Source organism: Pseudomonas sp. H1h (genome assembly GCF_000633255.1).
In the GTDB taxonomy this organism is placed as follows: Bacteria; Pseudomonadota; Gammaproteobacteria; order Pseudomonadales; family Pseudomonadaceae; genus Aquipseudomonas.
Genome location: NZ_AYMJ01000031.1, coordinates 1 through 26,521, shown reverse-complemented (window position 1 = coordinate 26,521; position 26,521 = coordinate 1). Strand labels below are relative to the sequence as shown.

Below are 26,521 nucleotides of genomic sequence, written 5' to 3'. Positions count from 1 at the left end.
CGCTCAACCACGGCTCAGAAAGACGTCCGCCAGCAGTTGATTGCGCGGCAATCCGGCCAGGTACAGACGCCTGGCAAAGGCATCGACGCTGGTCGGTGAGCCGCAGACTAAGGCCAGGGTTTGCCGGGAAACAAGGCGCAGTTGCGCCAAAGCGGCGGCTGACTCGGCCGCCGTCCACAGCTCGATACTGAGGTTTTCGCGCTGCGCAGCCAGCGCCGCAAGGGGTTTGGCCAGATAGTGCTCGCGCTCGTCATGGGCCAGGTGAATGACACGGATGGCGCCCTGATGATCCTGGCGCAACGCTTCGCGCAGCACGCCGAACAATGGCCCCAACCCGGTGCCGGCCGCCAGCAGCCACAGCGGTCGGGTATGCCAGTCGGGGTCGTAATGCAGCGCGCCGCCGCGCAGCTCACCGAGACGGATCGGGTCGCCGATCTGCAGGCGCCGCGCTGCATCGCTGAATTCACCGGGCTGGCGACAGTCGAGGTGAAACTCAAGAAAGCGCTCTTCCTGCGGCAGGCTCGCCAGCGAATACGGCCTGGCGATATGGTTGATCCACAGCACCAGATGTTGCCCGGCACTGTAGCGCAGCGGTCGTTGCGGGGTCAGGCGCAAGCGCAGCACGTTGTCGCTGAGCCAGTCCAGCGCCTCGACCTCCGCCGGTCGACCGTCCGCAACCGGGTCGAAGGTGTGCACTTGCAAGTCTTCGGTCACTTGGCACTGGCAGGCCAGGCGCCAGCCCTGCTGACGCTGTTCAGCGCTCAGGGCATCCGGCCGATTGTCGACAGGCAAGCCGTTCACGCACTGCACCAGACACGCATGGCAACTGCCGGCGCGGCAGCTGTAAGGCACCGCAACGCCGTGTTGATTCAGGGCATCGAGCAGGTTGCTGCCTACTGCCACCGACCACTGCTGTTCACCCACACGAAGTTCAGGCATCCACATTCTCCCACGCGGCTGCGCAGCGATTGCGCCCGTCGCGCTTGGCCCGATACAGCGCCTGATCGGCACGCTGCAGGGCATCGTCCAGATCGTCGCCCAACTCCAGCAGGGTCATGCCCGCCGAAAGGCTGAGGTTGCGCACGTTCAGGCCCATCAGTTCGACGTCCGTGAAGGCAATGCGCAGGCGTTCGCAACAGGCGGTCAGGCGCTCGGCATCGCAGTCGGGCAGCAACACCACAAATTCCTCACCACCGTAACGCGCCAGCACATCGCCGTCACGCAGGCAGGCGCCGGCCACTCCAGCGAACGCCTGCAACACCTGATCGCCGGCAGCATGGCCGTGCAAATCGTTGATGCGTTTGAAGTGATCGAGATCAATCAGCGCCAGGCCATGGACCACGCCGGGGTCCATCGCACCGAGTTCGCGGGAAGCCAGGCGCAAAAAATGCCGACGGTTGAACAACCCGGTCAGCTCATCGGTGGCCACCAGGTCTTCGAGCTGACGCATCATGCCGCGCAGGGTGTCCTGATGCGCCTGCAGGGCAAACCGGCGCTGCCGCTGACGCTGCCGCGATACCTGGACAAACCGCGCGTAGATCACCAGCCACGCCAGCACCATCGCCAGAATGCATACCTGCAAGGCTGCCAGCGCCGGATCCGGCAGGCGGAAGTGGTAGCCATCCCAGAGGGTGATCGCACAGAAACTGAAGAACACCAGCAGCGCGCAGCGAATGAACGCACGCCGGGATAAATGAAACAGGCCGAACAGCAGGATCAGCACGTAGAACACCAGAAACGCGCCGCGGGCCTCGTCCAGATGGGCGATCAGCCAGGTCTGCCAGCCGAGCCCGAGCAGCACTTGCGCCTCGGTCAGGCTGGGATCGGCAAAACGCAGGTTGCGCCCGGACCAGAACAGCGCGAACAGCGTCGCCTGACTGATGACCACCAGGGCGCTGCCGATGGTCACACTGTTCAATGACTGCGGGTAATGACCGGTGAAAAACGCCAGCCACAGCAGCAGCAAAGCCAATCCGTAGGTGGCTGCAGCGAGGGCAAAGCGTTTGAGCAAAAGACGTTGTATGGCGTTATGGGTCAATCGTTGACTCACCGTGCGATAGGAGGCTGACCGAGTGTCCTACTCTACAGACCGGATGCCACTTTAGAGGGGCGGTCGATAAATGACCACCGATTTTCGGGCTCGAAAATTGACGTCAAAAGTGTGGCTTCAAAAGGCCCTCACTAGCCCTCTCCCCGAGGGAGAGGGAACTGACTGCATTGTTTATTTGCGATACGCCGACCTGATACATCAAGCCGGACTCAGGTTTTGAATTCGCCACAAATCGGTTCCCTTCCCCCCTCGCCACCTTGGGGGAGAGGGCTGGGGTGAGGGGGTGGGTATTGAAGTGCACACCCGATGTTCGATATTCGCCCAACCATGCGACCAACGAATGACTGCCGGCGCGTGTATGCCCTGAAGAGGCGCGGTATACTGCCGCGCCTTTTTAGCGTCGCGCCAGCAGCCCCGGCGTGCCTTGAAAGGTGCTTGCGACCGACCGATGCACCCAAGCCGCAGGCACCTTATTGAATGTTCCCGTCTTTTAGAGGAGCGCGACTCATGACCGTGATCAAGCAAGATGACCTGATTCAGAGCGTTGCCGACGCCCTGCAATTCATTTCCTACTACCACCCCGTGGACTTCATCCAGGCGATGCACGAAGCCTACCTGCGCGAAGAATCGCCAGCGGCCCGTGATTCGATCGCGCAGATCCTGATCAACTCGCGCATGTGCGCCACCGGCCACCGGCCGATCTGCCAGGACACCGGCATCGTGACCGTGTTCGTGCGCGTGGGCATGGACGTGCGTTGGGATGGCGCGACCATGAGCCTGGACGACATGATCAACGAAGGCGTGCGCCGCGCCTACAACCTGCCGGAAAACGTGCTGCGTGCCTCGATCCTCGCCGACCCGGCGGGCGCTCGTAAAAACACCAAGGACAACACCCCGGCGGTCATCCACTACTCCATCGTCCCGGGCAACACCGTGGAGGTGGACGTGGCGGCCAAGGGCGGCGGTTCCGAGAACAAGTCGAAAATGGCCATGCTCAACCCGTCCGACTCGATCGTTGACTGGGTGCTCAAGACCGTTCCGACCATGGGTGCCGGCTGGTGCCCACCGGGCATGCTCGGAATCGGTATCGGCGGCACCGCCGAGAAAGCCGCGGTCATGGCTAAAGAAGTGTTGATGGAATCCATCGACATCCACGAGCTCAAGGCCCGTGGCCCGCAGAACCGCATCGAAGAGATCCGTCTGGAGCTGTTCGAGAAGGTCAACCAGCTGGGCATCGGCGCCCAGGGCCTCGGTGGTCTGACCACCGTGCTCGACGTGAAGATCATGGACTACCCGACCCACGCCGCTTCGTTGCCGGTGTGCATGATCCCGAACTGCGCCGCCACCCGTCACGCACACTTCGTGCTCGACGGCACCGGCCCGGCCTCGCTGGAAGCACCATCGCTGGACGCCTACCCGGAAATCGTCTGGGAAGCCGGTCCGTCGGCCCGTCGCGTCAACCTCGACACCCTGACCCCGGAAGACGTGCAGAGCTGGAAGCCGGGCGAAACCGTCCTGCTCAACGGCAAGATGCTCACCGGTCGCGACGCTGCGCACAAGCGCATGGTCGAGATGCTGAACAAGGGCGAAACCCTGCCGGTAGACCTCAAGGGTCGCTTCATCTACTACGTCGGCCCGGTTGATCCGGTCGGTGACGAAGTGGTTGGCCCGGCTGGCCCGACCACCGCCACGCGGATGGACAAGTTCACCCGTCAGATCCTCGAGCAGACCGGCCTGCTGGGCATGATCGGCAAATCCGAGCGCGGCCCGACCGCGATCGAAGCGATCAAGGACAACAAGGCCGTGTACCTGATGGCCGTGGGCGGCGCCGCTTACCTGGTGGCCCAGGCCATCAAGAAGTCCAAGGTGCTGGCATTCGCCGAGCTGGGCATGGAAGCGATCTACGAGTTCGAGGTCAAGGACATGCCGGTCACCGTCGCGGTGGACAGCAACGGTGAGTCGGTACACATCACCGGCCCGGCGATCTGGCAACAGAAGATCGCCGAAAGCCTGGCGGTAGAAGTGCAGTAAGCGTTCCGCAGCTGTTGAAAAGGCCGGCCCGTCACACGACGGGCCGGCCTTTTTTCTGCCTGAGAGAAAAACTCACACCTTTGGCCCGATCGCACCTGTCAGATCTGACAGGTGCCCGCTTTCGCGATTATTGCTAGCGTCAATCCACCCGCGTCTTCACGTGTGCAATGGATATGACCATGGCTGATCAAGACCTCAGTATCACTACACCGTCCATTGCCAAGAGCTCGACGATTGCCACCATCGGCAAGAGCTGGGGGGCCGTGGGGCCGACGGGCGCGGCGTCTTTCGAGTTGCCATTGCCGCTGTCAGCCGGTCGCGGTTGGGATCCGCAACTGTCGCTGGCCTACAGCAGTCAGGCCGGCAACGGCCCGTTCGGTGTCGGCTGGAGCCTGGGCCTCGGCGCTATCAGCCGTCGCACCCACAAAGGCGTGCCGCACTACACCGCCCATGACGAGATCATCGGCCATGACGGCCAGGTGTGGATGCCGGAACTCGACGACAACCGCCAGATCCTGTCCCGCCGCGAGAATCGCTACAACAATGTGGACATCGGCCCACATGACGTGGTGCGTTACTGGCCACGTGTGGAAAGCGATTTTGCCCTGCGCGAGTACTGGCAGCCGCAGACCGGCGTACAGCCCGGATTCTGGCTGATCCACGGTGCCGATGGTTCGCTGCACCTGTATGGCAAGTCCGCTGCCGCACGCCGGGCCGATCCCGATGACCCGCTACGAGTGATCAACTGGCTGCTGTGCGAAAGCATGAACACCCACGGTGAACACATCGGTTTCGATTACAAGGCTGACGATCAGGCCGACGAACAGGCCTGCGACCCGGACCGCGACTGTCGCGCCCAGCGCTACTTGCGTGCAGTGTTCTACGGCAATGCCAGCGCCAGCCAGCACCTGTACGGCTGGACGCAGGAAAGTCCGGCCGAGGGCGACTGGCATTTTCATTTGTTGTTCGACTATGGCGAACGCAGCACTTCGCTGACCGAAATGCCCGAGTACGCCGAGAATCCCTCGCAACCCTGGAAGCCGCGACCCGACCCTTTTTCGACCTTTGGCCAGGGCTTTGAACTGGGCACCCGACGCCTGTGCCGACAGGTGTTGATGTTCCATCATTTTGCCAAAGAGCCCGACGCCACCCCGGTGCTGGTGCGCCGTCTGTTGTTTGAGTATTCGCCGGTCGCGCCGCAATCGCCATTCAGTCAACTCACGGCTGCGCACTATCAGGCGCGGGATGCCGACGGTTTCGTGGAAGACACCCCGCCGATCGAGTTCGAGCATTCGCCCTTCACCCTTGACCCGACACCGCGTCGCTTGCTCGAACTGGAGACGCAACCGGGCATCGATGACCAGCCTTACCACTGCGTCGATCTGTTCGGCGAGGGCTTGCCGGGTTTTCTCTGCCGCTATGACCAATGCTGGTATTACCGCGAGCCGTTACGTGCCAGCGCCGGGGCGGATGCAATCACCTATGACGCATGGACATCCCTGAAGCAATTGCCGGTGGCCAACCGCAACAAAGCCGCGCAGCAGCTGTTGACCGACCTGACCGGTGACGGGCGCCTGGACTGGATCATCGCGATGCCGGGCATGAGCGGTTTTCGTACGCTGAACGCGGATCGCAGCTGGGAACCGTTTACTGAGTTTGATGGATTCCCCCTCGAGTTTTTTCACAACCTGTCGCAACTGGGCGACTTCTCTGGCGATGGGCTCAATTCTCTGGCGATGATCGGCCCGCAGGCCGTGCGTTTGTATGCCAACCGTCGCGAAGCAGGGTTCAGCGCGGCGACCGAGGTTGACCACCTGCCGGTCGATGACCGCTTGCCGCTGTTGAGCAACGCTCGTCACGAACTGGTTTTCCTCGGCAACCTGCTGGGCAGCGACATGACCGAGCTGTGCCGCATCCGTCAAGACGAGATCCGCTGCTGGCCGAACCTGGGCCACGGCCGGTTCGGCAAGGGCCGACGAATCAGCGGCCCGGTGTTCTCTGACACACCATTCGATGCGGCACGGGTGCGGATCGCCGACCTCGATGGATCCGGCGCACCAGCGTTGATCTATCTGAATTCGGACGCTTTCGACATTTACCTGAACCGCGGCGGCGACGGCCTGCAGACGGAGGCGGTGCGCGTCCCGTGGCCTGCGGGCGTGCGCTACGACGGCCTGTGCCAGGTCACCTTCGCCGACCTGCAAGGCCTGGGTTGCGCCAGCCTGATACTGACCATACCGCACATGACACCGCGGCACTGGCGTTATGACTTCGTATCGGCCAAGCCCTATCTGCTGACGGCCAGCAATAACAACATGGGCTGTAGCTCACAGGTGCACTATCGCAGCTCGGCACAGGCGTGGCTCGACGAAAAATACGAGCAGCTCGCCCAAGACCCGGGCCGGATCCCGGCGTGCCATTTGCCGTTCCCCATGCAACTGGTCAGCCAGCAGTTGCAACTGGACGAAGTGACCGGCAACCGCCTGACGCAGGGATTCGAATACCGTGAGGGCAACTACGACGGTCGGGAGCGCGAGTTCCGCGGCTTCGGCCGACTGCAGCAGTTCGACAGTGAATCAGCCGCCGGTGACGACGACAGCGGTTTCACCGCGCCGGTGCGGGTGTGCACCTGGTTCCATACCGGGCAGGCCATGGAACGCTCACGCGAAGGCTATTTCAATCGCGACGCCGATGCGGTTGCGTTGGGCAACACCCTGTTCAGCCGCTATCACCCGGCAGACGAATGTGATGAACCAATGACACCACCCGACGCCGCCACCGAATACGAAATTGCCCGGGCGCTGGCCGGCTCCGTCGCCCGCAGCGAAACCTGGGCTGGCGCTGATGACCCGGCCACGGCCTGTCCCTATGCGGTAGTCGAACACCGTTATCGGGTGCGTGAAGTGCGACCGCGCGGCGACTACTCCGACACGGTGCTGCTGCCGCTGCCACTGGAGAATATCAGCTACGCCTACGAACGTCTGGCGGACGATCCGATGTGCGCCCATGACATCACACTGTGTGCCAACCCCTACGGCATGCCGACCCACACCATGACCCTCAACTACCCACGTCGGCGCAAGGTCTCGGACACCCCGCCCTACAGCGATCCGGACGAACAACAGTGGTGGCGCGACGCCCACGATGAGGCGCAGCAATCGTGGTATCTGAGCGAAACTCGCAGCCGCTACATTGACCTGGACCAGGACCCGCAACATTGGCGCCTGGGACTTCCCTGGCAGCAGCGCGGCAATGCCCTGAACCTTGCCAACGGTTCGTTGCCGGACGGCCTCACCCCTGAGCAGGTCTGCCACGAGCAACTGACGCAGCATCAGGATTCGCCCGAGTGGAATGCTCTGCGCGTGCTCACCCTGCAGTCGGTGCAGCGTTATCTCGAGAGTGCCGACCAGTCGGCGCTGCCGGATGGCGAGGCCGCTTTTGAAGCGCTGGCCGGGCCGCTGGAGATCGCGCAACTGGACAAGACTGCACTGGAGGCCTACGCCAACCTGCCACCCCCATTCGACATCCGGGTGGAGTTGAAAAATATCGGTTATACGCCGATGTCGTTTTTGTTCGAAACGACGCCCGCCGCAAACGCCGAACAGAACCTCTGGTCATCGTTTTACAACTTTGCGCAATACGCCGGAGCCGAAGGTTTCCACAGGGTGCTCGAACACCACCAGACCCCCAGTCATGGCGTGACCAAGGCGCAATACGATCCTTACAGCCTGGCGCTCATCCGCGTCGAACTGCCGGACGGCTGCACTACGCGTGTCGAATACGACTATCACGCACTGCAACCGCTGCGCATCATCGATGCCAATGACAACGTACAAGAGGCGATCTACGAGCCTTCCGGACAACCTCTGACCACCACGTTTTATGGCACTGAAAACGCTCAGGACGCAGGTTTCAGACCGCTGAGCGAATACCGGCGACCGGAAGATCATCGCCCGGACCCGGCCATCGCGGACCCGGCGCAGGCCGTGCAGAAAGCCGCCAGCACGCTGCGCAAGGACGTGTTCAGCTGGATGGGGCAATTGCCGCTGATGCTGCGCGAGGCCAGCGGCTTTTTCCGTGAATGGATCGATGCCGGTCTGGTCCTGCCCAGCGGCCATATCCGCGCCAGCGCCCGACGGCAACTGGCGCAGAACAGCGCACCGAGCACGATGCAGCAGGCACTGCAGGCGGCAATCGCCAGCAGTACGCGCGAGCCGGTGCACAGCGTCTTGCTCAGTGCCGACCGCTATCCCGATGACCCGATAGCCGCCCAGTTTCAAATTATCAAGCTCTGCTTCGATGGCTTCGGACGATCATTGCAAACCCAGCAACTGGTCGAACCCGCAGAGGCTTACGTGGTTGATGAAAACGGTGCGCTGGTCGTCGAGGGCGGCAAGCTGCTGGTGCGACACGCCGACCCGCGCTGGCGCATCAGCGAACGGGTCGAATACAACAACAAAGGCCTGCCGGTACGTCAATTCCGTCCGTTCTTTGCCGACAGTCATCACTACGTCAACGACGTCTCCCTGCGTGAACACGGGTATTTCGATCAATTGTTCTACGACGTGCTCGGCCGCCCGATCAGGCTGATCAATGCCAAAGGCTATTTTTCTCGCGAGACGTATCACCCCTGGTACCACATCAGTGAAGACTTCAACGACACCGACGAATCGGAACCACAGCCATGAACGTCCATTGGCGCACACCGGCACTGACGGCGCATGACAGCCGCGGCCTGGCGGTACGTCAGGTCGCTTACCTGCGCACCGTCGCCGCAGACACGCCAGTGTCACTGCTGAGCCGACAACAGCATGACGTCGCGGGACGCAGGGTCGCGCAATGGGATCCGCGCTTGCCGGTCGCCAATCGGGTGACGCTGTATGGGTTGAGCGGCCAGCCGCTGAAAATCGACAGTATCGACGCCGGCATGCGCCTGACCTTGCCTGGCCTTGCCGGCGAAGCGCTCGAGCGCTGGGACGCACGTGGCAACCATTGGCGTAACAGGTTCGACGAGCAGTTGCGGCCAACAACGAGCGAGAACACCACGCAGCCGGAACACGAAACCTGGCTCTACGCCGACGCCACGGCCAGTGCGGCGTTCAACCTTCGCGGACGACTGCTCGCGCTGCAGGACTCGACGGGATTGCTGCAGTTCGACAGCTTCGCACTGGCCGGCCAGCCTTTGCAGGAGACGCGCCGACTCGACGACCACGAAACCTTTCTCACCCGTCGCTCGTACAGTCCACTGGGTACCTTGCTGGAACAGATCGATGCTGGCGGACACCGGCAGCAGTTGCGCTACGACATCGCCGGACAACTGCGTTTCAGCCAGCTTCGACTGAGCAGCAACCCCGACTGGCGAACGCTGTTGCAGGACGCGCAGTACAACGCCGCCGGGCAGATCATTGAACAGCGCACCGACAATCGCGTCGTCAGTCGCTGGGGCTACGACCCGGCCGATGGTCGCCTGCACAGGCAATCCTCGGACACAGGCACGCAACCTGCCCTGCAGGATTTCGAATACCTCTTCGACCCCAGCGGCAACATCACGCGCATCATTGACCATGCGTTCAGCGTCAGCCATTTCGCCAACCAGCGGGTCGACGGTGAACGCCGGTTCAGCTACGACTCGCTATACCGGCTGCACAGTGCCAGCGGTTACGACGACGGCCCGCTGACCGACGTCCCCGGTTTGCCGCAACTCACCGATCCGCGCAACCGGCTCAATTACAGCCAGACCTACACGTACGATCCAGGCAACAACCTGACCGAGCTCATCCATGTACGTGACGGTGCCAGCCATACCCGCCAGATGGTCATCGACCCGCTCAGCAATCGCGGCGTGCGCTGGCAGCCAGGCGACCCGCCTCCGGACTTCGCCAGCCTGTTCGATCGCCACGGCAACCTCCTCGCCCTGCAACCCGGCCAGCCCCTGCTGTGGAATGTCCGAGACCAGTTGGCGCAAGTGACGCTGGTACAGCGCGATGACGGCGCCCATGACCGGGAATACTACCGTTACAGCCAGGGTGCCCGACTCTACAAACGCCATGAGCGACACACCGCGACCGTCAGCCACTTCGAGGAAGTACGCTACCTGCCGGGGCTGGAAATCCGCCGACGCGACAACGGTGAAGAACTGCACATCATCTCTATCGCGGCCGGTTCGAGCAGTGTCCGCTGTCTGCACTGGGTGGCGGGCCAGCCAACCGATGTCGAGGCCGATCAACTGCGCTATACCCTCGGCGATCACCTGGGCTCCTGCGTGATGGAACTCGATCAGCAGGCGCGCCTGATCAGTCACGAGGGGTATTACCCGTTTGGCGCTACCGCATGGATGGTCGGCCGATCGGCGCAGGAAGTCAGTTACAGAACCGTGCGCTATTCAGGCAAGGAAATGGATGTCAGCGGACTCTATGCCTACGGTGCCCGGTATTACGCGCCCTGGTTGCAGCGCTGGGTCAGCGCCGATCCGGCGGGGGATGCCGACGGGCTCAATCCGTACGGTTTTGTCGGGAACAACCCGTTGCGCTATGTCGACCCTGACGGCAACACCCGGGCAGAGGGGGTGATCATGCTGTATGCGGCGTTTATTTCAGCGGTCCAGGGACACGCCACGCAGGTGATCGGGCAAATCCACAACATTCTCCATGATGAAGGCGTGGCAAAGAATCTGGCACTGAACCTGGCAGGCGAAGTCGTCAGAGGGGTCGTCGGCTACGAGGGTGGTGTTGCGGGCAGCGGTCAAGTTGATCTCGCGTTTCCCAATGTGCCTTTCACCACGCCCTACACCACCAGTGGCGGGCTGGTTGGCGGCAACATCGGCGGCGATGTGGTCACGGCCATGGTGGACCCGGTAGCGAATAGCCTGAGGATCGGCATGGGCCCCCTGATTCCGCAGACCTCGCAGATATCCGTCAGCGCGATTGATGAGGGGCTGGGAATCAAGGGTTCCGTCAAGGAGATCAAGTCCTGGCGAGACATGAAGGATGAGCTGATTCATCCGGGGCTGAATGCGGTGTTCAACCCTTCATTCGTGATGGGCCGGCTCATGGCCTCGTGGATATCGATTATTCCCGGAGCCATCAACATGTTTGCCCGGGCGATCGAAGCCGAGGACATCAAGAACCGGCTCGACCCCGTGAAAATCCAGAAAATCGAGACCGTGCTTAGCGACTGGAAAGCGGCAGTCGAACAGCGTGCCGGCTGGGCTGAAAATGCGTTCGATGCATTGGGCACGGACACCGTTTACCCGGCTGACTCGCTGCCAAACATCAACCACATGACCTCCGCAGAGACCCTGGCGCCCATCAACCGCACTGCCCTGCGACGCCAGACCCTTTTGACGCTGTCCCATATCGAGCGCACCCAGGCCATGATGACGTTGTACAAAGAAATGGGCACGACCGACAATCAGTTCCTGCTCGCGCAGCGGCGAGCCCAGAAGAATGCTGCCTGACATGAGCCACTGCGCGGATGTGCGGATATGACATATTCCGTTCACTGGCGAACGCCTGCCCTGTCGGCTCACGACCCCAGGGGATTGCCGGCCAGGAAGGTGGCTTACCTGCGCACCGTGGCAGGCGCCGAAGTCGAATGCCAGATCACCCGTCAACGGCACGACACGAGCGGACGCCTGATCGAGCAATGGGACCCGCGCCTTGATATGCCGTGCCTGACCACGGTTTACCGGCTGAATGGCGAGGCATTGAAATTCGACAGCGTCGACGCCGGCTGGCGCCTGAGCCTGCCAGAACCTGCCAGTCAACCACTGCAGCGCTGGGATGCCCGTGGCAGCCACTGGCGCATGAGCTATGACCAGCAACTGCGCTTGATGACGGTCGAGGAAAACGGAGTCGATGTCGAGGTCCTGACTTACGCCGACGCCTCGGCCGATGCCGGGCACAATCTGCGCGGCCAGTTGCTCGAACACAATGACTGCGCCGGTATTCTGCGTACCGACAGCTATGCCCTGGCCGGTCAGCCTCAAATGGAAACACGCACCTTTCATGACGGCGAAGCGTTCACCAGCCAACGTGTGTTCAGTCCGCTGGGCGCCGTGCTGGAGCTGATGGATGCTGGTCAGCATCGACAACAATCACGTTACGGCCTGGCCGGGCAACTCAGTCAGGTTCGCCTGCAACTCAACGGACACACCGACTGGCAATCGGTATTGGTCCAGGCGCAATACAACGCAGCCAGTCAGATCATCGAACAGGTGCTCGGTAACCGGGTGCGCAGCCTCTGGACGTATGACCCGGCCGACGGTCGACTACAAACCCATAGCAGCCACAAGGACGCCGGTCCTGTGTTGCAGAACTTCGAATACGTCCACGACCGGGTCGGCAACATCCTGCGTATCCACGACCATGGCTTTCAGCCGGTCTACTTTGCCAATCAGTTGATCGACGGCCACCGCACCTTCGGCTATGACTCGCTATACCGTTTGGTCCGCGCGACCGGGCATGACGAAGCCCCGCCCTCCGACATTCCAGGACTGCCGCAGCCGAGCGATCCGAACAACCGAAGCAACTACACGCAGACCTACGAGTACAACGCCGGCGGCAGCCTGATCAAGCTGCAACATGTTCGGGCCGATGCCTGCCACACGCGCCAGATGCATATTGATCCGCAGAGCAACCGCGGGGTGCGCTGGACGCCTGGCGATCCCGATCCGGTATTCGACCGGTTGTTCGACCGTCACGGCAACCTGCAATCGCTGCAGCCGGGGCAAACCTTGCACTGGAATGCTCGTGACGAGCTGGCGAGCGTCATTCTGATCCAGCGCGAGGACGGTCGGCACGATGCCGAGCATTACCGTTACAGCCAGGGTGAGCGGGTGTTCAAGCGCCACGAAACCTTCACCGCCCATGGCGAACACTTCCAACAGGCGCGTTACTTGCCCGGGCTGCAAATCCGCTCGAACAACAACGGTGAAGTGCTGCACGTCATTCAACTGGACATTGGTATCGGCGATGTGCGGTGCCTGCATTGGGCACAGCAAAAACCCGACGAGATCCGCTACAACCTCAACGATCATCTGGGCTCCTGTACGCTGGAGCTCGATCAACAGGCGCAAGTGATCAGCCACGAAGGTTACTACCCGTTTGGCGCCACGGCGTGGATGGCCGCGCGTTCGGCAATCGAAGTGAGTTACCGGTTCATCCGCTATTCAGGCAAGGAAATGGACGTCAGCGGCCTGTACTACTACGGCGCCCGTTACTACGCCGCGTGGCTGCAGCGCTGGATCAGCGCCGATCCCGCAGGCGATGTCGACGGGCTGAATCTGTACGCGATGGTCAGCAACAATCCGTTGCGCTACATCGATAACGGCGGCACCGAACAGACGCCCAGCGAAGCGCAGCAGAAAGTCAGCGAGTTTTCCAACGTGCTGACACACATGACCCGTGAGTTGCAGAAGGTCAACTACCAGCTCTACAACCTCACGCGTACTCGCGACATCTACAAGACCGCCTTTAAAAAACTCGCGTTCACCGTGGCAACGTTTGCCGTGGCGATCAAGGCCGGGGCACTGGGTAGCACCGTCGGCGCCGGCGTCGGTAGCCTCAGCGGCCCCGCTGCCCCCTTTGTGGTGCCGGTGACATCTGCGGTGGGGGCTATTTTCACCGCAGAGGCGTCGGTCAGGATCATGGACAAGATCGGCGAAGAAACCAAGCTCGGCTATTCGATCATGCCGGATCAGGCCGCGCTCTCGGTGAAAAACCTGCAAGGCAAGGCCAAGGCTTCGCCGAACTCGTTCAGGAGCACCCTTGAAAGTTTCAATCCGCAGCACTCCGGGGGCCTGGTGAAGATCGGTCTGGAAACCACGGCCCGGGTTCTGGGCAAACACCTGAAGATTCCCTATCTGAAACAGTCACTGAACATCGCCCGCCAGATGGCCCAACTCACCGAAGCACTCAACGATTCTTTGGGGCAGGGAGACCTGGACCGTCTCAACGCGCGGCTGGATGAGTTGACCGGTTACCTCGACAGCCAGCAGGCTAGCCTCCAGGAACACTTCGACACGCTGGCTGGTGCAGCGCCGGCGCCAGTAACACTGGTCGGCATCGCCCTGATGCCGGAGCGTACCGACAACGATCTGGCACACCTGCAACAGCAAATGACGGTTGCGCGCGGCACCATCAAGCACGCCAGAGATTTGCTGGGGCGGGTATCAGCCTATCTGGCGCAAAAACAGCAGGCGGCATAACGCCGGATTCACAGAGCAACCGAGAGTGAACAATGGCAGCGTCGCTGTTTCACCACACCCCTATCCTGCGCAGCCATGACCCTCGGCAGTTGCTGGTGCGCCAGGTGGACTATCTGCGTCAGGTCGCAGGTGAGCCGGCGCAGGCCCTCGTCAGCCGGCATCAGCATGATCCCGCTGGCCGGGTGGTGACACAGCGCGACCCGCGCCGGTTCGACAATACGTCGCCGCCCAATCTGCAAACGATCTATACGCTGGATGCTCAACCGTTATGCGTCGACAGCGTGGATGCCGGCTGGCGACTTTCGTTGCCGGGCCTCGCGGGTGAAGAACGGCAACGCTGGGACCAACGCGGCAACCATTGGCGGTATGACCATGACTTGTTGCTGCGGGTGATCGCCGTCACTGAAAACTCGCAGATCGGGATCGAGCGCTACACCTATGCCGACCACAACGCGAACGCCGGGTTTAACCTGCGCGGCGCATTGACCACACAAACAGATCCGTCCGGCAACGTGGTCTTCAGCAGCTATAGCCTGCTTGGCCACGGTGTGAGGGAAACCCGCACCTTCATCGACGCAACCGACACCTTCACCACCCATCGACATTACGACCCGCAGGGCAATGTGTTGCAGCTCACCGACTCCGGCGGCCACCGGCAACAGTCGCAATACGACCTCGCAGGACAATTGCTACAACTGTCGTTACAGCTGGCGGGCGCCAGTACAGCGCAAACGGTGGTCAGCGAAACACGCTACAACGCCGAGGGTCGGCTGATCGGGCAACTGGCCGGCAACGGTGTTCGCCGCAGCCAGCATTACGATCCGGTCGACGGACGGCTGCTCCATTCACTGGCGTGCAAGGATCAGGCAGCCCCGCTCCAGGATCTGCATTATGTGTACGACCCCGCAGGCAACATCCTGCGCATCGAAGACCACAGCCTGGCCACGGTGTACTTTGCCAATCAACGGGTCGACGGCAATCGCCACTTCGTCTACGACTCGTTGTATCGGCTGATCGAAAGCCGTGGCATGGAGGGTGAAATCCCCCAGCAATCACCCGGGCTGCCACAGCCGATTTCCCCCATCGATCCCGGGCGACGCTTCAACTACAGCGAATATTACCGGTACGACGAGGGCAACAATCTTGTCGAGTTGCAGCACGTGCGTGCAGGCCATCATTTCACCCAACACATGATCATCGATCCCCACAGCAACCGGGCCGTTCGCTGCGAAAGCGGTGATCCCGATCCGGTCTTCGCCGAACACTTCGACCTGCACGGCAATCAATTGCGGCTACAACCCGGCACCCTGCCACTGGTGTGGGACAGCCGCGATCAACTGGCACGCGTGACCTTGCTGCAACACAGCAATGGCCTGCCCGACGATGAGGAAAGCTATCGCTACAGCCAGGGTGAGCGCGTCCATAAATGCTGGCTGAGCCATACCTTGTCCGCCACTCATCGTCGTGAAGTACGCTACTTGCCCGGCCTGGAAATTCACACCCGTAGCGACGGCCAGCAACTGCACGTCATCGTCCTGTCCGGCGCTCGGTGTCTGCACTGGCTCAACGGCCGACCACCCGGACTGGAAGACGACCAACTGCGTTACAGCCTCGACGATCACCTCGGCTCCTGCACGCTGGAACTGGACCACCGCGCCGGCGTCATCAGTCTGGAGCACTACTACCCGTTCGGCGGCACTGCATGGTGGGCCGCCCGTTCGGCGCTCGAAGCCAGTTACAAAACCATCCGTTACTCGGGTCAGGAGATGGACGCCAGTGGTCTCTATTATTACGGCGCCCGCTATTACGCACCGTGGCTGCAACGCTGGGTCAGTGCCGACCCGGCGGGGGATATCGATGGACTGAATCTGTATGCCTTTGTCGGTAACAATCCGGCAGGTTTCATCGACACCGACGGCCAGGCTCTGAGCGGTTTTTTTCAGCCCGAAACCCGCGAGGAACGTGACCTGAGAAAAGCGCAAAGTGCCGTGCAGAGTAGTCAACACCGAGCGCGACGGGAGTTGTCATTTCAGGTTGATCGACACTTGAACATTCTGGCCCTGTCGTTACGCCGTGGTCTGGATGCTCAACAGCAGATTCTCAATCACCGCTCGACATCTGACTTCGCCGGTTCGACTCTGCGCCGCGGTACAACGCATATCGCCGGACAGGTGGTCGCCTATGGTGGCGCAATCGCAGTGGGTATCGGCGCCCAGGCGTTGGCCATTGCCGCCCCGGGCGTAGGCAATTTAGCCGGGGTTGCGATCGGATTCGCCGCTAAAAAAACCATCAGTACGCTGTGGGACTATGCAACCGAACGCACCGGCGCCAGTGCCTCGATCAAATTCAAGGCGAGTCGGGTCTCGGCGGAAAAAATCATCAAGAAGGCCGAATACAAGACCATGTCGCCCTTGAGCTACATGGAGCAGAAGTACGCAAAAATGCTCCCCAGCACACAAAAAGGCGCCCTGAAGGGCTTGAAAGAAGGCACCAGCACCGCCATCAGTCTGGGGGCCAAACAGCTCGCGCCGACGAGGGCCAGCGAAGTCAGTGCTACCGCCAGCGCCCTGTTGGGCGCCGTGGAAATCGGCCATGAAATCACCGGTGCCATGGGAGACTTGTCAACGGAAAAGATCGCCAAGGGCGAGCGCAACCTGACGGGCTTGATCGACGCCCTGCAAGGCAATCTGTCCGATGTCGCCAATCAATTCAACACAAGTGGCATCAATGCCGTTCACACCTTTGGTCTGTTCAAGGACAGCCTCGGCGACAGCGTCGAAAGCCTTACACAGGCAACGCAAGCCGTGATCACCGAACTGACCTACGCCAGAACCATGTTGCTCTCACATTCGCACAAGTTCAGCCATGTCTGATGAGCTGATGCGTCAGGCAAACAGGACGGGCGGGCGCATGCTATCGTGCCCGCCCGTCCCTTTATCCATTAGCCCAGCATGCTGCCGACTTCCCGTACCCTGCGTCTGTCGTTGTACACCCTGCTGATCATCGCCGGTGCAGCCATCGCCGCCACGCTCGCGATCCGCCACGCTGAACATAAGGCGCTGGAGGAAGACGCCACCCGCGCCAGCCAGCAATTGGCGCTGTACGCCAATTCGTTGCACACCCTGATCGACCGCTACCGCGCCCTCCCCGCCGTGCTGGCGCTGGACCCGCAACTGCGCGGCGCGCTGGCCGGGCCGGTCGGGGCCGAGCAGCAGAACGTGCTGAATCTGAAACTGGAAAAGATCAACGGCGCGGCGCAGTCCTCGACCCTCGAACTGCTTGATCACACCGGTCTCGCGGTGGCGGCGAGCAACTGGCGCCTGCCCAGCAGTTATGTCGGCCACAACTATGGTTTTCGTCCGTACTTCAGCCAGACCCGCACCCAAGGCAGCGGGCGGTTTTATGCGGTGGGCGTGACCAGTGGCATCCCCGGCTATTTTCTCTCCAGCGCGGTGCTGGGTGACAACGACGAGTTCCTCGGGGCGATGGTGGTCAAGCTGGAGTTTCCGGAGCTGGAGCGCGAATGGAGCCAAGGCAGCGACACGCTGTTGGTCAGCGATGCACGCGGAATCGTTTTCATCGCCAACCAGCCCGGCTGGCGCTATCGCTCGCTGCGGGCGCTGGACAGCCGCGACATGGCCGAGATCAAGCGCACGCGTCAGTACGACAAGCAGTCGCTGAGCCCGCTGACGCATCTGTCGCTGCGCCACTTCGACGACAACAGTGACCTGCGCCGTGTCGAAGGCCCGCAAGGCACGGCGGACTATCTGTGGGAATCGCTGCCGCTCGCCGCTGAAGGCTGGACCCTGCACTTGTTGCGCCGCCCGCAAGTAGCCTTCGAAGATTTACGCAACGCCGGGCTGGCCGCTGCCGGGGTGTGGCTGGCGCTGGTGTTTCTGCTGCTGTTTCTCAACCAGCGCTGGCGCCTGTCGAAAGTCCGCCAACGCAATCGTGAAGAACTCGAACAACTGGTCGAAGAACGCACCCGCGACCTGCGCACGGCTCAGGACGGTCTGGTGCAGTCGGCCAAGCTCGCGGCGCTGGGGCAGATGTCTGCGGCGCTGGCCCACGAGATCAATCAGCCACTGACTGCGCAACGCATGCAACTGGCAACGCTGCGCCTGCTGCTCGACCATGGCCGTGTCGATGACGCCTACAAGGCGCTCAAACCGGTGGATGAGATGCTCACGCGCATGGCGTCGCTCACCGGTCACCTGAAGACCTTCGCCCGCAAGAGCCCCAGCGGCCTTCGCGAGCGGCTGGATCTGGCGACCGTGATCGACCAGTCGCTGCAATTGCTCGACGCCCGTCTGCGTGATGAACAGGTGAGTCTGGTGCTGCACCTGACGCGTCCCGCCTGGGTGCGTGGCGATGCGATCCGCCTCGAACAGGTGCTGATCAACCTGTTGCGCAACGCCCTCGACGCGATGCAGGGCAAACCGTGCAAGCGCCTGGAAATTCGCCTGGAGGTGGACGAACAACTGTGGCGCCTGAGCGTGATCGACAATGGCGGCGGGATTGCCGAAGAACACCTGAACCAGGTGTTCGATCCGTTCTTCACCACAAAACCTGTGGGTGACGGTCTGGGGCTGGGGCTGGCGGTATCCTTCGCAATCGTGCATGAATCCGGCGGGCGCCTGAGCGTCGAAAATGGCGAGGCCGGCGCGGTGTTCACCCTGACCTTGCCGATCGATCTGGAGGCGCATATCTGATGCTCAACTCAGTGATAGTGGTCGATGACGAAGGCAGCATCCGCAACGCTGTCGAACAGTGGCTGAGCCTGTCGGGGTTCGAGGTGCAGTTGTTCAGCCGCGCCGAAGATTGCCTGGCGGCGCTGCCCGCGCACTTCCCCGGGGTGATCCTCAGCGATGTGCGCATGCCCGGACTCAGTGGTCTGGCGTTATTGGCCGAAGTGCAGCGGCGTGATGCCGATCTGCCGGTGATTCTGCTGACCGGTCACGGCGATGTGCCGATGGCGGTCGAAGCCATGCGCGACGGCGCCTACGACTTCCTTGAAAAACCGTTCAGCCCGCAAACCCTGCTCGGCAGCCTGCGCCGGGCGCTCGACAAGCGTCGTCTGGTATTGGAAAACCGCGCCCTGCACGAGCAGGCCGACCACCGCGCCAGACTCGATGCCACGCTGCTCGGCGTGTCTCGTGGCATGCAGACCTTGCGCCGGCAGGTGCTGGAGCTGGCGGCTCTGCCGGTCAACGTATTGATCCGCGGCGAAACCGGCAGCGGCAAGGAACTGATCGCGCGCTGCCTGCACGACTTCGGCCCGCGCGCGGACAAGCCGTTTGTGGCGCTCAACTGTGCAGCAATTCCCGAGCAGTTGTTCGAGGCCGAGTTGTTCGGCCACGAGAGCGGCGCGTTCACCGGTGCCTCCGGCAAGCGCATCGGCAAGCTGGAGTACGCCGACGGCGGCACGCTGTTTCTCGATGAAATCGAAAGCATGCCGCTGGCCCAGCAGGTGAAACTGCTGCGGGTATTGCAGGAGCAGAAGCTGGAGCGCCTGGGCTCGAACCAGAGTATTCGCGTCGACTTGCGGATCGTTGCTGCGACCAAGCCCGACCTGCTCGACGAAGCCCGGGCCGGACGCTTTCGTGAAGACCTGGCCTATCGCCTGAACGTCGCCGAGCTGCGCCTGCCGCCGCTGCGTGATCGTCGCGAAGACATTCCGCTGCTGTTCGAGTCCTTTGCCTTCAGCGCCGCCCAGCGCCTGGGGCGCACCTTCCCGCCATTGAGCGGCACGCAATTGAGCCACCTGCTCAGCCACGACTGGCCGGGCAACGTGCGTGAGCTGGCGAACGTCGCCGAGCGCCAGGTGCTGGGGCTCGATGAGCCGGTGCAAGGCATCGACCCCGGCCAGTCCCTCGCGGCGCAGCAGGAAGCCTTCGAAGCCCAGTGCCTGCGCGCTGCGCTGACCCGGCACAAGGGCGATGTGAAAGCGGTGCTGGAAGAGTTGCAACTGCCGCGCCGCACGTTCAATGAAAAGCTGCAGCGGCATGGGTTGAGCCGGGAGATGTTTGTGCCGGACAGCTAATGTTGACTGCGCCGGTCCCGGCCCCTTCGCGAGCCAGCCCGCTCCCACAGGGTTTTGTGCTGAGCACAGAATTTGTGAACACCACCGACCATTGTGGGAGCGGGCTGGCTCGCGAAGAGGCCAGAACTGACACCCCCCCCTGTGCCAGATAAGCAGTTTTCCGCTCACCAATCACAATCAATAAGCGGATTTCCGCTCATCCAATCTCCCCGCCCCCTCTAAACCGGCACTCTTCCCGTTGGCATAGCTCCTGCTATAGCCCCGGCAGGCTGCGTTTTAACGCGCTCCACAAAAACAATTAAACGAAGGATCCTTCAATGGATAACTCCAACGCCCTGCCTCTTGGGTCGGCTGCTGCGCCTGCCAAGACAAGAACCACCGCCAGCCGGATCAAATCGATCTTCAGCGGTTCTGTCGGCAACATGGTCGAGTGGTACGACTGGTACGTCTACGCCGCCTTCTCGCTGTACTTCGCCAAGACCTTCTTCCCCGCCGGTTCCACCACTGCCCAACTGATGAACACCGCCGCGATCTTCGCCGTGGGCTTCCTGATGCGCCCGATCGGTGGCTGGCTGATGGGCCTGTACGCGGACAAGGTCGGTCGCAAGAAAGCCTTGATGGCCTCGGTGTACCTGATGTGCTTCGGCTCCTTGCTGATCGCCCTCAGCCCCAACTATGAAACCATCGGCATCGGCGCGCCGATCCTGCTGGTGTTCGCGCGACTGCTGCAAGGCCTGTCGGTCGGCGGCGAGTACGGCACTTCGGCCACCTATCTGTCGGAGATGGCGACCAAGGAGCGTCGCGGCTTCTTCTCCAGCTTCCAGTACGTGACCCTGATCTCCGGCCAGCTCATCGCGCTGGGCGTGTTGATCGTGCTGCAGAACCTGCTGACCACTGAACAGCTGTACGCGTGGGGCTGGCGTATTCCGTTTGCCATCGGTGCATTGTGCGCAGTCGTCGCGCTGTACCTGCGTCGCGGCATGGAAGAAACCGAGTCGTTTACCAAGAAAGAGAAGTCCAAGGAAAGCGCAATGCGCACCTTGATGCGCCATCCAAAGGAACTGCTGACCGTGGTCGGCCTGACCATGGGCGGTACGCTGGCGTTCTACACCTACACCACCTACATGCAGAAATACCTGGTGAACACCGTCGGCATGAGCATCTCCGATTCGACCACCATTTCTGCCGCCACACTGTTCCTGTTCATGTGCCTGCAACCGATCATCGGTGGCCTGTCCGATAAAATCGGTCGTCGTCCGATCCTGATCGCCTTCGGCGTGCTGGGGACGATCTTCACCGTGCCGATCCTGATGACCCTGCACACCATCCAGACCTGGTGGGGTGCGTTCTTCCTGATCATGGCGGCGCTGATCATCGTCAGCGGCTACACCTCGATCAACGCGGTGGTGAAGGCCGAGCTGTTCCCGACCGAAATCCGCGCCCTGGGCGTCGGCCTGCCGTACGCACTCACCGTGTCGATCTTCGGCGGTACCGCCGAATACATCGCGCTGTGGTTCAAGAGCATCGGCATGGAAACCGGTTACTACTGGTACGTGACCGCGTGCATTGCGGTGTCGCTGCTGGTTTACGTGACCATGAAGGACACGCAGAAACACTCGCGGATCGTGACTGACTGATCGGGTTTATGCAGCCACTGCAACGGTGGCTGTCATGGCCCCATCGCGAGCAGGCTCGCTCCCACATTGGATCTGTGATCAACACAAATCCTCTGTGGGAGCGAGCCTGCTCGCGAATGCCTCAATCCGGTTTCAGATCCATCAGGACAATTCGGCAGCCACGCCCTGCTTGCCATAACGCTTCTGCGCATACGACGCGCCGACAATCATCACCAGCAGAATCCCCGCCAGCACCGCCGACGAACCGATGGTCCCGAAGTCCAGGCCACCCTTCTCGTGAGACTTGGTCATCAAGTCGCCCAAGGTCGCACCGAACGGCCGGGTCAGCACGAATGCCACCCAGAACAGCAGCACCGACGAAATCTTCGTGAAGTATTTGAGCAGCACGACCACGGCAATGGTCGAGCCGATCAGCAGCGCGCCACCGGCAAAGCCCAGGCCCGAATCATCCGCCAGGTAGTCGCCGAGCGCGGTGCCCAGGGTGTTGGAAAACAGAATCGCCATCCAGTAGAACATCTCGCCCCGGAAGGTCTGCACCTTGCTGACGTTCAGCGAATCGCCGCTCAGGCGCCAGGCCGCAAAGATCGCCAGCAGAATCGCAATCAGGATCATCGACCCGGTGGCGTAACCCAGCCCGAGAGTGCGGTCCATGAAGTCGGACATGGTGGTGCCGGCAGTGCTGGTCGACAGAATCACGATCCAGTACAGCAGCGGCTTGTAAGTCTTGGCCATCAATTGGCTGATCAGCGTCAGCACGAACACACTGATCAGGATCAGCGAGCTGAGGGCGTACCCGACGTTGAGGGTCATCGACAGCAAATCCCCGGCGGTTTCCCCCAGGGTCGTCGCGCAGATTTTCATGACCCAGAACGCCAGGGTAATTTGAGGCAGTTTATTCATTGCAAGCAAAACTCCAGTGTATGACGGCCGGTTCTTGGTTTTCTGGCCGTGGGCAGACTGGCGTTGCGCCGGTGAAAAACCGGTCGGCAGTAGATGAAAAATCTGTCATATCGCGAAAATCAGCGATTAATCCCCCATTAATGCTGCCCTTGCATCCTGCATTCACCTGATCGATTACCTGCGCGACGTTCGCTCCCGGCATGGGAAGCCAATTAATGCGCCGCCCTTAACATCAAGTTAATCGATTGTTTTTAGCATTAATTTGCGCTTTTTAATCAATTTATTTGGCGTAGCATTCGATCCAAGCAAGACACATCGCCAACGAATCCGGAGTAACCAACATGAAAACCAAACTGATCCTCGCCCTGACCCTGTCCGTACTGGCCGCTAACACCTTCGCCGCCGATGGCTCGGACAAAACCAAATCGGCCGACTTCATTTCCGGCGCCAGTGCCGCCATCGAAACCAGCCATTCGGGCACTTACGCCGCTGACGGTTTCGACAAAACCAACATCGGCAAAACCGTGGCTGCCGATGGCTTTGACAAGACTGGCACCGCAGCCGCCATTGCCTCTGACGGTTTCGACAAAACCGGTACTGCTGCAGCCATCAGCTGATCATCGGCAGTCTCCCCACAGCCCGGCTTCGGCCGGGCTTAGTCATTTCTGGGGCATCACAAATATCCCCAGTGGGAGCGGGCTTGCTCGCGAAAGCGGTGGGTCAGTCAACCACTGTGGCAACTGAAAGATTGCATTCGCGAGCAAGCCCGCTCCCACAAGGGAAATTGCATCAACTGGAATATCTTTGCGTGACTGGAAAATGCTGTTTCAGACTTGCACTATTAGCCGTCTACGAACGCCCTCCAGGAACCCCAGCCATGTCCGATGACATCCACTTCTACGAACCCGCCCACGGCCACGGCCTGCCCCACGATCCGTTCAACGCCATCGTCGGCCCGCGTCCCATCGGCTGGATCTCTTCGCAGGATGCCCATGGCCGGTTGAACCTGGCGCCTTACAGCTTCTTCAACGCGTTCAACTACATTCCGCCGATCATTGGTTTTTCCAGTGTCGGGCGCAAAGACAGCCTGAACAACATCGAGCAGACCGGTGAGTTCGCCTGGAACCTCGCCACCCGGCCACTGGCCGAGCAGATGAACCAGAGCTGCGCAATGGTCGCACCTGAGGTCAACGAGTTTGAATTGGCGGGACTGACGCCCGTGGCGTCGAAGGTGATTGCGGTGCCACGGGTGGCCGAAAGCCCGGTGTCCTTCGAGTGCAAGGTCACGCAGATCATTCAGTTGCAGCGCGCCAATGGCGAAACCGTGCCGAGCTGGCTGATACTCGGCGAAGTGGTCGCCGTGCATATCGCCAAGTGGCTGTTGAAGGACGGGATCTACGACACCGCCGCGGCAGAACCGATTCTGCGCGGCGGCGGGCCGGCGGATTATTTCCAGTTGGGGCCAGAGGCCTTGTTCAAGATGTGGCGCCCGGGCGCCGGCAAATAAGCGCAGTTACCAGATCAGCTCGGCGTCATCAGTGACGCCCTGCAGACGGTCCAGCTCTTGGGTAGCTGCCTCATCGGCAGCGATGGCGCCAGGGAACACCTGATCACCCAGCAGTTTGTGAAAGCGTGGCGCACCGCCATCGACCAGGGCCTTGACCGCGATTGCCGCGTGATAACCCTTGTTGCCGCCCAACTCGACGGGGACGACTGCGGAGACTGCTTCGAAGTGTTCGAACTCTTTACGTGCCATGGCACACATCCCGGCTCAGATGAATAAGCCGGACATTAAACCCTCAACCGGCGAGTTTGTGTATCGGTGCAGGGCATTGTCCCAACGCCTGGGCCGCCGACACCTCTTTGAACGTGTGGAAATCCAGGCTGTTGACCACCAGGTCCTGGACCAGTTCGGCAAAGACCTGCATCGACGGACTGTTGAAATACGCCGTCATCGCCTGTTGATGGCTCCAGAAACCGGAGACCAGCCACAAGTCCGGATCACATTGCGAATGCTGCAGGGCAAAGTTCAGGCAACCGGGGGCGGTGCGCGACGGTTCGATCAAGGCACTGAGGCGTACACCCAGTTCGGCGGAGCGTCCGGCGCGCGCTCGAACGAAGGCCATATGACTGACGGGAATCTGCTTGGACATGTTCAACCCTCCCAGGGAGTCGCGTGGCAGCCGGGGACGGGCTGCGACAGGATCCAAGGTTAAGGGCCGAACACACTGCGCCGTTAGTCGATTCCTGCCTCTGCGTTGCACAATCCTGCGAGACTGCAGACACACCCTGCTACTCCGGGTAAAAACCTGTCACACGGCTGTCATACCGGTTTCAAGCAAGTTTAATGGCCCGCGTCCTGCTATGGCTGAGCACGCCGGCAAGCCGATGCAGAATCAGGCAAGCATTTGACAGGATGTGTCTACCGCTTGCGCTTGCACAAACTTATGCTCTGCCCCATTCCACCTCCCTTGCCGAGGATGCCGTGCATGACGTCATTCGATCGTTTCCAAACCCCGCCCGATGCCGACATGGAGAAACAGCGTGCAGAACTGGCGGCGATCATCCGCCGCAACACCACGGACGACGGCAGTTACCAGACCGCCATCGGCTCGCTGTTCATGTCGCGCCACACCCAGTCCCACGACTTTGCCCCGGTGCTGGCGCAACCGGCGCTGTGCATCATGGCTCAGGGCCGCAAAGAGGTGCGGCTGGCGGATGAATACTTCAATTACGACCCGTTGAATTACCTGGTGGTCTCGGTCTCGATGCCCCTCAGCGGACGGGTCGTGAATGTCTCGCCAGAGGATCCGATCCTCGCCGTGCGCCTGGACATCGACCCGGCCGAAATCACCGCGCTGATCGCCGATGCCGGCCCGATGGGAGTGCCAACCCGACCGACCGGGCGTGGCCTGTATGTCGAGCAGATCGACAGCGCGATGCTCGATGCAGTGCTGCGCCTGGCGCGGCTGCTCGACTCCCCGAAAGACATCGCCATGCTCGCGCCGCTGATTCGCCGGGAGATTCTCTACCGCCTGCTGCGCAGTCCGCAGGGCCATCGATTGTATGAGATCGCGATTGCCAACAGCCAGAGCCACCGCATCAGCCAGGCGATCAAATGGCTCAACGGCAACTTCGAGCAACCGCTGCGCATCGATGATCTGGCGAAGGAAGTGAACCTCAGCGTCTCGACCCTGCATCACCGTTTCAAGGCAATGACCGCGATGAGTCCGCTGCAATATCAGAAGCAGTTGCGCCTGCAGGAAGCGCGACGCCTGATGCTGACCGAAGGGCTGGAAGCGTCGGCCGCGGGGTATCGAGTGGGGTATGAAAGCCCGTCGCAGTTCAGCCGCGAGTACAGCCGCTTGTTTGGTGCGCCGCCGTTAAGGGATCTGGCGCGGTTGCGGCTTTCTGTCTGATCCGGATATTGCGCTGTATCGACTGACGCTTTCGCGAGCAAGCCCGCTCCCACATTGGATCTGTGTGATACCCCAATTCTGTATTCACCGAAGATCGAATGTGGGAGCGGGCTTGCTCGCGAAGAGGCCATCAGCGGCACCGCAGGATCAGGAATCGCGGCGCAGATCCGGCGGGATCGGCAAGTCGTCCTTGAGCGGATCCGGGCGCTTGCCCTTGCCGGCACGGTACTGGCG

Annotated in this window: 17 protein-coding genes; 11 read left to right on the top strand and 6 right to left on the bottom strand. The window is 61.4% G+C overall.

Features of this window, described 5'->3' with window-relative positions:
* Positions 1-3: 3 nt before the first annotated feature.
* Positions 4-939, bottom strand: a complete 936-nt coding sequence (locus tag U862_RS0124070; RefSeq protein ID WP_025112744.1) for an iron-sulfur-binding ferredoxin reductase — start codon at positions 937-939, stop codon at positions 4-6.
* Entirely contained in the window at positions 932-2,038 is a 1,107-nt protein-coding gene (locus tag U862_RS0124065; RefSeq protein ID WP_025112743.1) for a diguanylate cyclase, read from the bottom strand. The genes U862_RS0124070 and U862_RS0124065 overlap by 8 nt, the downstream gene beginning before the upstream one ends.
* A 519-nt stretch (positions 2,039-2,557) precedes the next feature.
* Here U862_RS0124065 and U862_RS0124060 point away from each other — a divergent pair.
* The 8 genes from U862_RS0124060 (at position 2,558) to U862_RS0124025 (ending at position 21,968) form a co-directional block, all read left to right on the top strand.
* Positions 2,558-4,081 (top strand): fumarate hydratase, encoded by a 1,524-nt coding sequence (locus tag U862_RS0124060; RefSeq protein ID WP_025112742.1) that lies wholly within the window; start codon positions 2,558-2,560, stop codon positions 4,079-4,081.
* 179 nt (positions 4,082-4,260) lie between these two features.
* Positions 4,261-8,769 (top strand): SpvB/TcaC N-terminal domain-containing protein, encoded by a 4,509-nt coding sequence (locus U862_RS0124055; protein WP_025112741.1) that lies wholly within the window; start codon positions 4,261-4,263, stop codon positions 8,767-8,769.
* Positions 8,766-11,537 carry an RHS repeat-associated core domain-containing protein gene (locus U862_RS0124050; protein ID WP_025112740.1) on the top strand — a complete coding sequence of 924 codons (2,772 nt, stop codon included), beginning with the start codon at positions 8,766-8,768 and terminating at the stop codon, positions 11,535-11,537. The genes U862_RS0124055 and U862_RS0124050 overlap by 4 nt, the downstream gene beginning before the upstream one ends.
* A gap of 27 nt (positions 11,538-11,564) precedes the next feature.
* The gene (locus tag U862_RS0124045) at positions 11,565-14,288 is read left to right on the top strand and encodes an RHS repeat domain-containing protein (protein WP_025112739.1); all 2,724 of its coding nucleotides are present in this window, start codon (positions 11,565-11,567) and stop codon (positions 14,286-14,288) included.
* 32 nt (positions 14,289-14,320) lie between these two features.
* On the top strand, positions 14,321-17,161 hold the full coding sequence (locus U862_RS0124040; RefSeq protein ID WP_025112738.1) for an RHS repeat-associated core domain-containing protein: 2,841 nt from the start codon (positions 14,321-14,323) through the stop codon (positions 17,159-17,161).
* Between the two features lie 78 nt (positions 17,162-17,239).
* Entirely contained in the window at positions 17,240-19,000 is a 1,761-nt protein-coding gene (locus U862_RS0124035) for an ATP-binding protein (protein WP_025112737.1), read from the top strand.
* Positions 19,000-20,331: a sigma-54 dependent transcriptional regulator gene (locus tag U862_RS0124030; RefSeq protein WP_025112736.1), complete on the top strand. Its 1,332-nt coding sequence runs from the start codon at positions 19,000-19,002 to the stop codon at positions 20,329-20,331. Before U862_RS0124035 ends, U862_RS0124030 begins: the two co-directional genes overlap by 1 nt.
* A gap of 317 nt (positions 20,332-20,648) precedes the next feature.
* Positions 20,649-21,968, top strand: coding sequence for an MFS transporter (locus U862_RS0124025; protein WP_025112735.1), 1,320 nt, complete (start codon positions 20,649-20,651; stop codon positions 21,966-21,968).
* Between the two features lie 141 nt (positions 21,969-22,109).
* On the opposite strand, the gene U862_RS0124020 is transcribed toward U862_RS0124025, so the two are convergent.
* Entirely contained in the window at positions 22,110-22,868 is a 759-nt protein-coding gene (locus tag U862_RS0124020; protein ID WP_025112734.1) for a membrane protein, read from the bottom strand.
* 341 nt (positions 22,869-23,209) lie between these two features.
* Between U862_RS0124020 and U862_RS0124015 the strand changes: the two genes are divergently transcribed.
* Complete coding sequence (locus U862_RS0124015) at positions 23,210-23,485, top strand: hypothetical protein (protein ID WP_025112733.1); 276 nt, start codon at positions 23,210-23,212, stop codon at positions 23,483-23,485.
* Between the two features lie 260 nt (positions 23,486-23,745).
* Positions 23,746-24,375 (top strand): flavin reductase family protein, encoded by a 630-nt coding sequence (locus tag U862_RS0124010; RefSeq protein WP_025112732.1) that lies wholly within the window; start codon positions 23,746-23,748, stop codon positions 24,373-24,375.
* A gap of 6 nt (positions 24,376-24,381) precedes the next feature.
* On the opposite strand, the gene U862_RS0124005 is transcribed toward U862_RS0124010, so the two are convergent.
* Together U862_RS0124005 and U862_RS0124000 are read right to left on the bottom strand one after the other, a co-directional pair.
* Entirely contained in the window at positions 24,382-24,624 is a 243-nt protein-coding gene (locus U862_RS0124005; RefSeq protein ID WP_025112731.1) for a hypothetical protein, read from the bottom strand.
* A 43-nt stretch (positions 24,625-24,667) separates the two neighbouring features.
* Positions 24,668-25,021, bottom strand: coding sequence for an antibiotic biosynthesis monooxygenase family protein (locus U862_RS0124000; protein ID WP_025112730.1), 354 nt, complete (start codon positions 25,019-25,021; stop codon positions 24,668-24,670).
* A gap of 336 nt (positions 25,022-25,357) precedes the next feature.
* Between U862_RS0124000 and U862_RS0123995 the strand changes: the two genes are divergently transcribed.
* Positions 25,358-26,287, top strand: coding sequence for an AraC family transcriptional regulator (locus U862_RS0123995; protein WP_025112729.1), 930 nt, complete (start codon positions 25,358-25,360; stop codon positions 26,285-26,287).
* 147 nt (positions 26,288-26,434) lie between these two features.
* Here the strand turns inward: U862_RS0123995 and U862_RS31235 are convergent.
* Positions 26,435-26,521, bottom strand: an 87-nt coding sequence (locus U862_RS31235) for a hypothetical protein (protein ID WP_256214753.1), incomplete at its 5' end; no start/stop codon positions are given.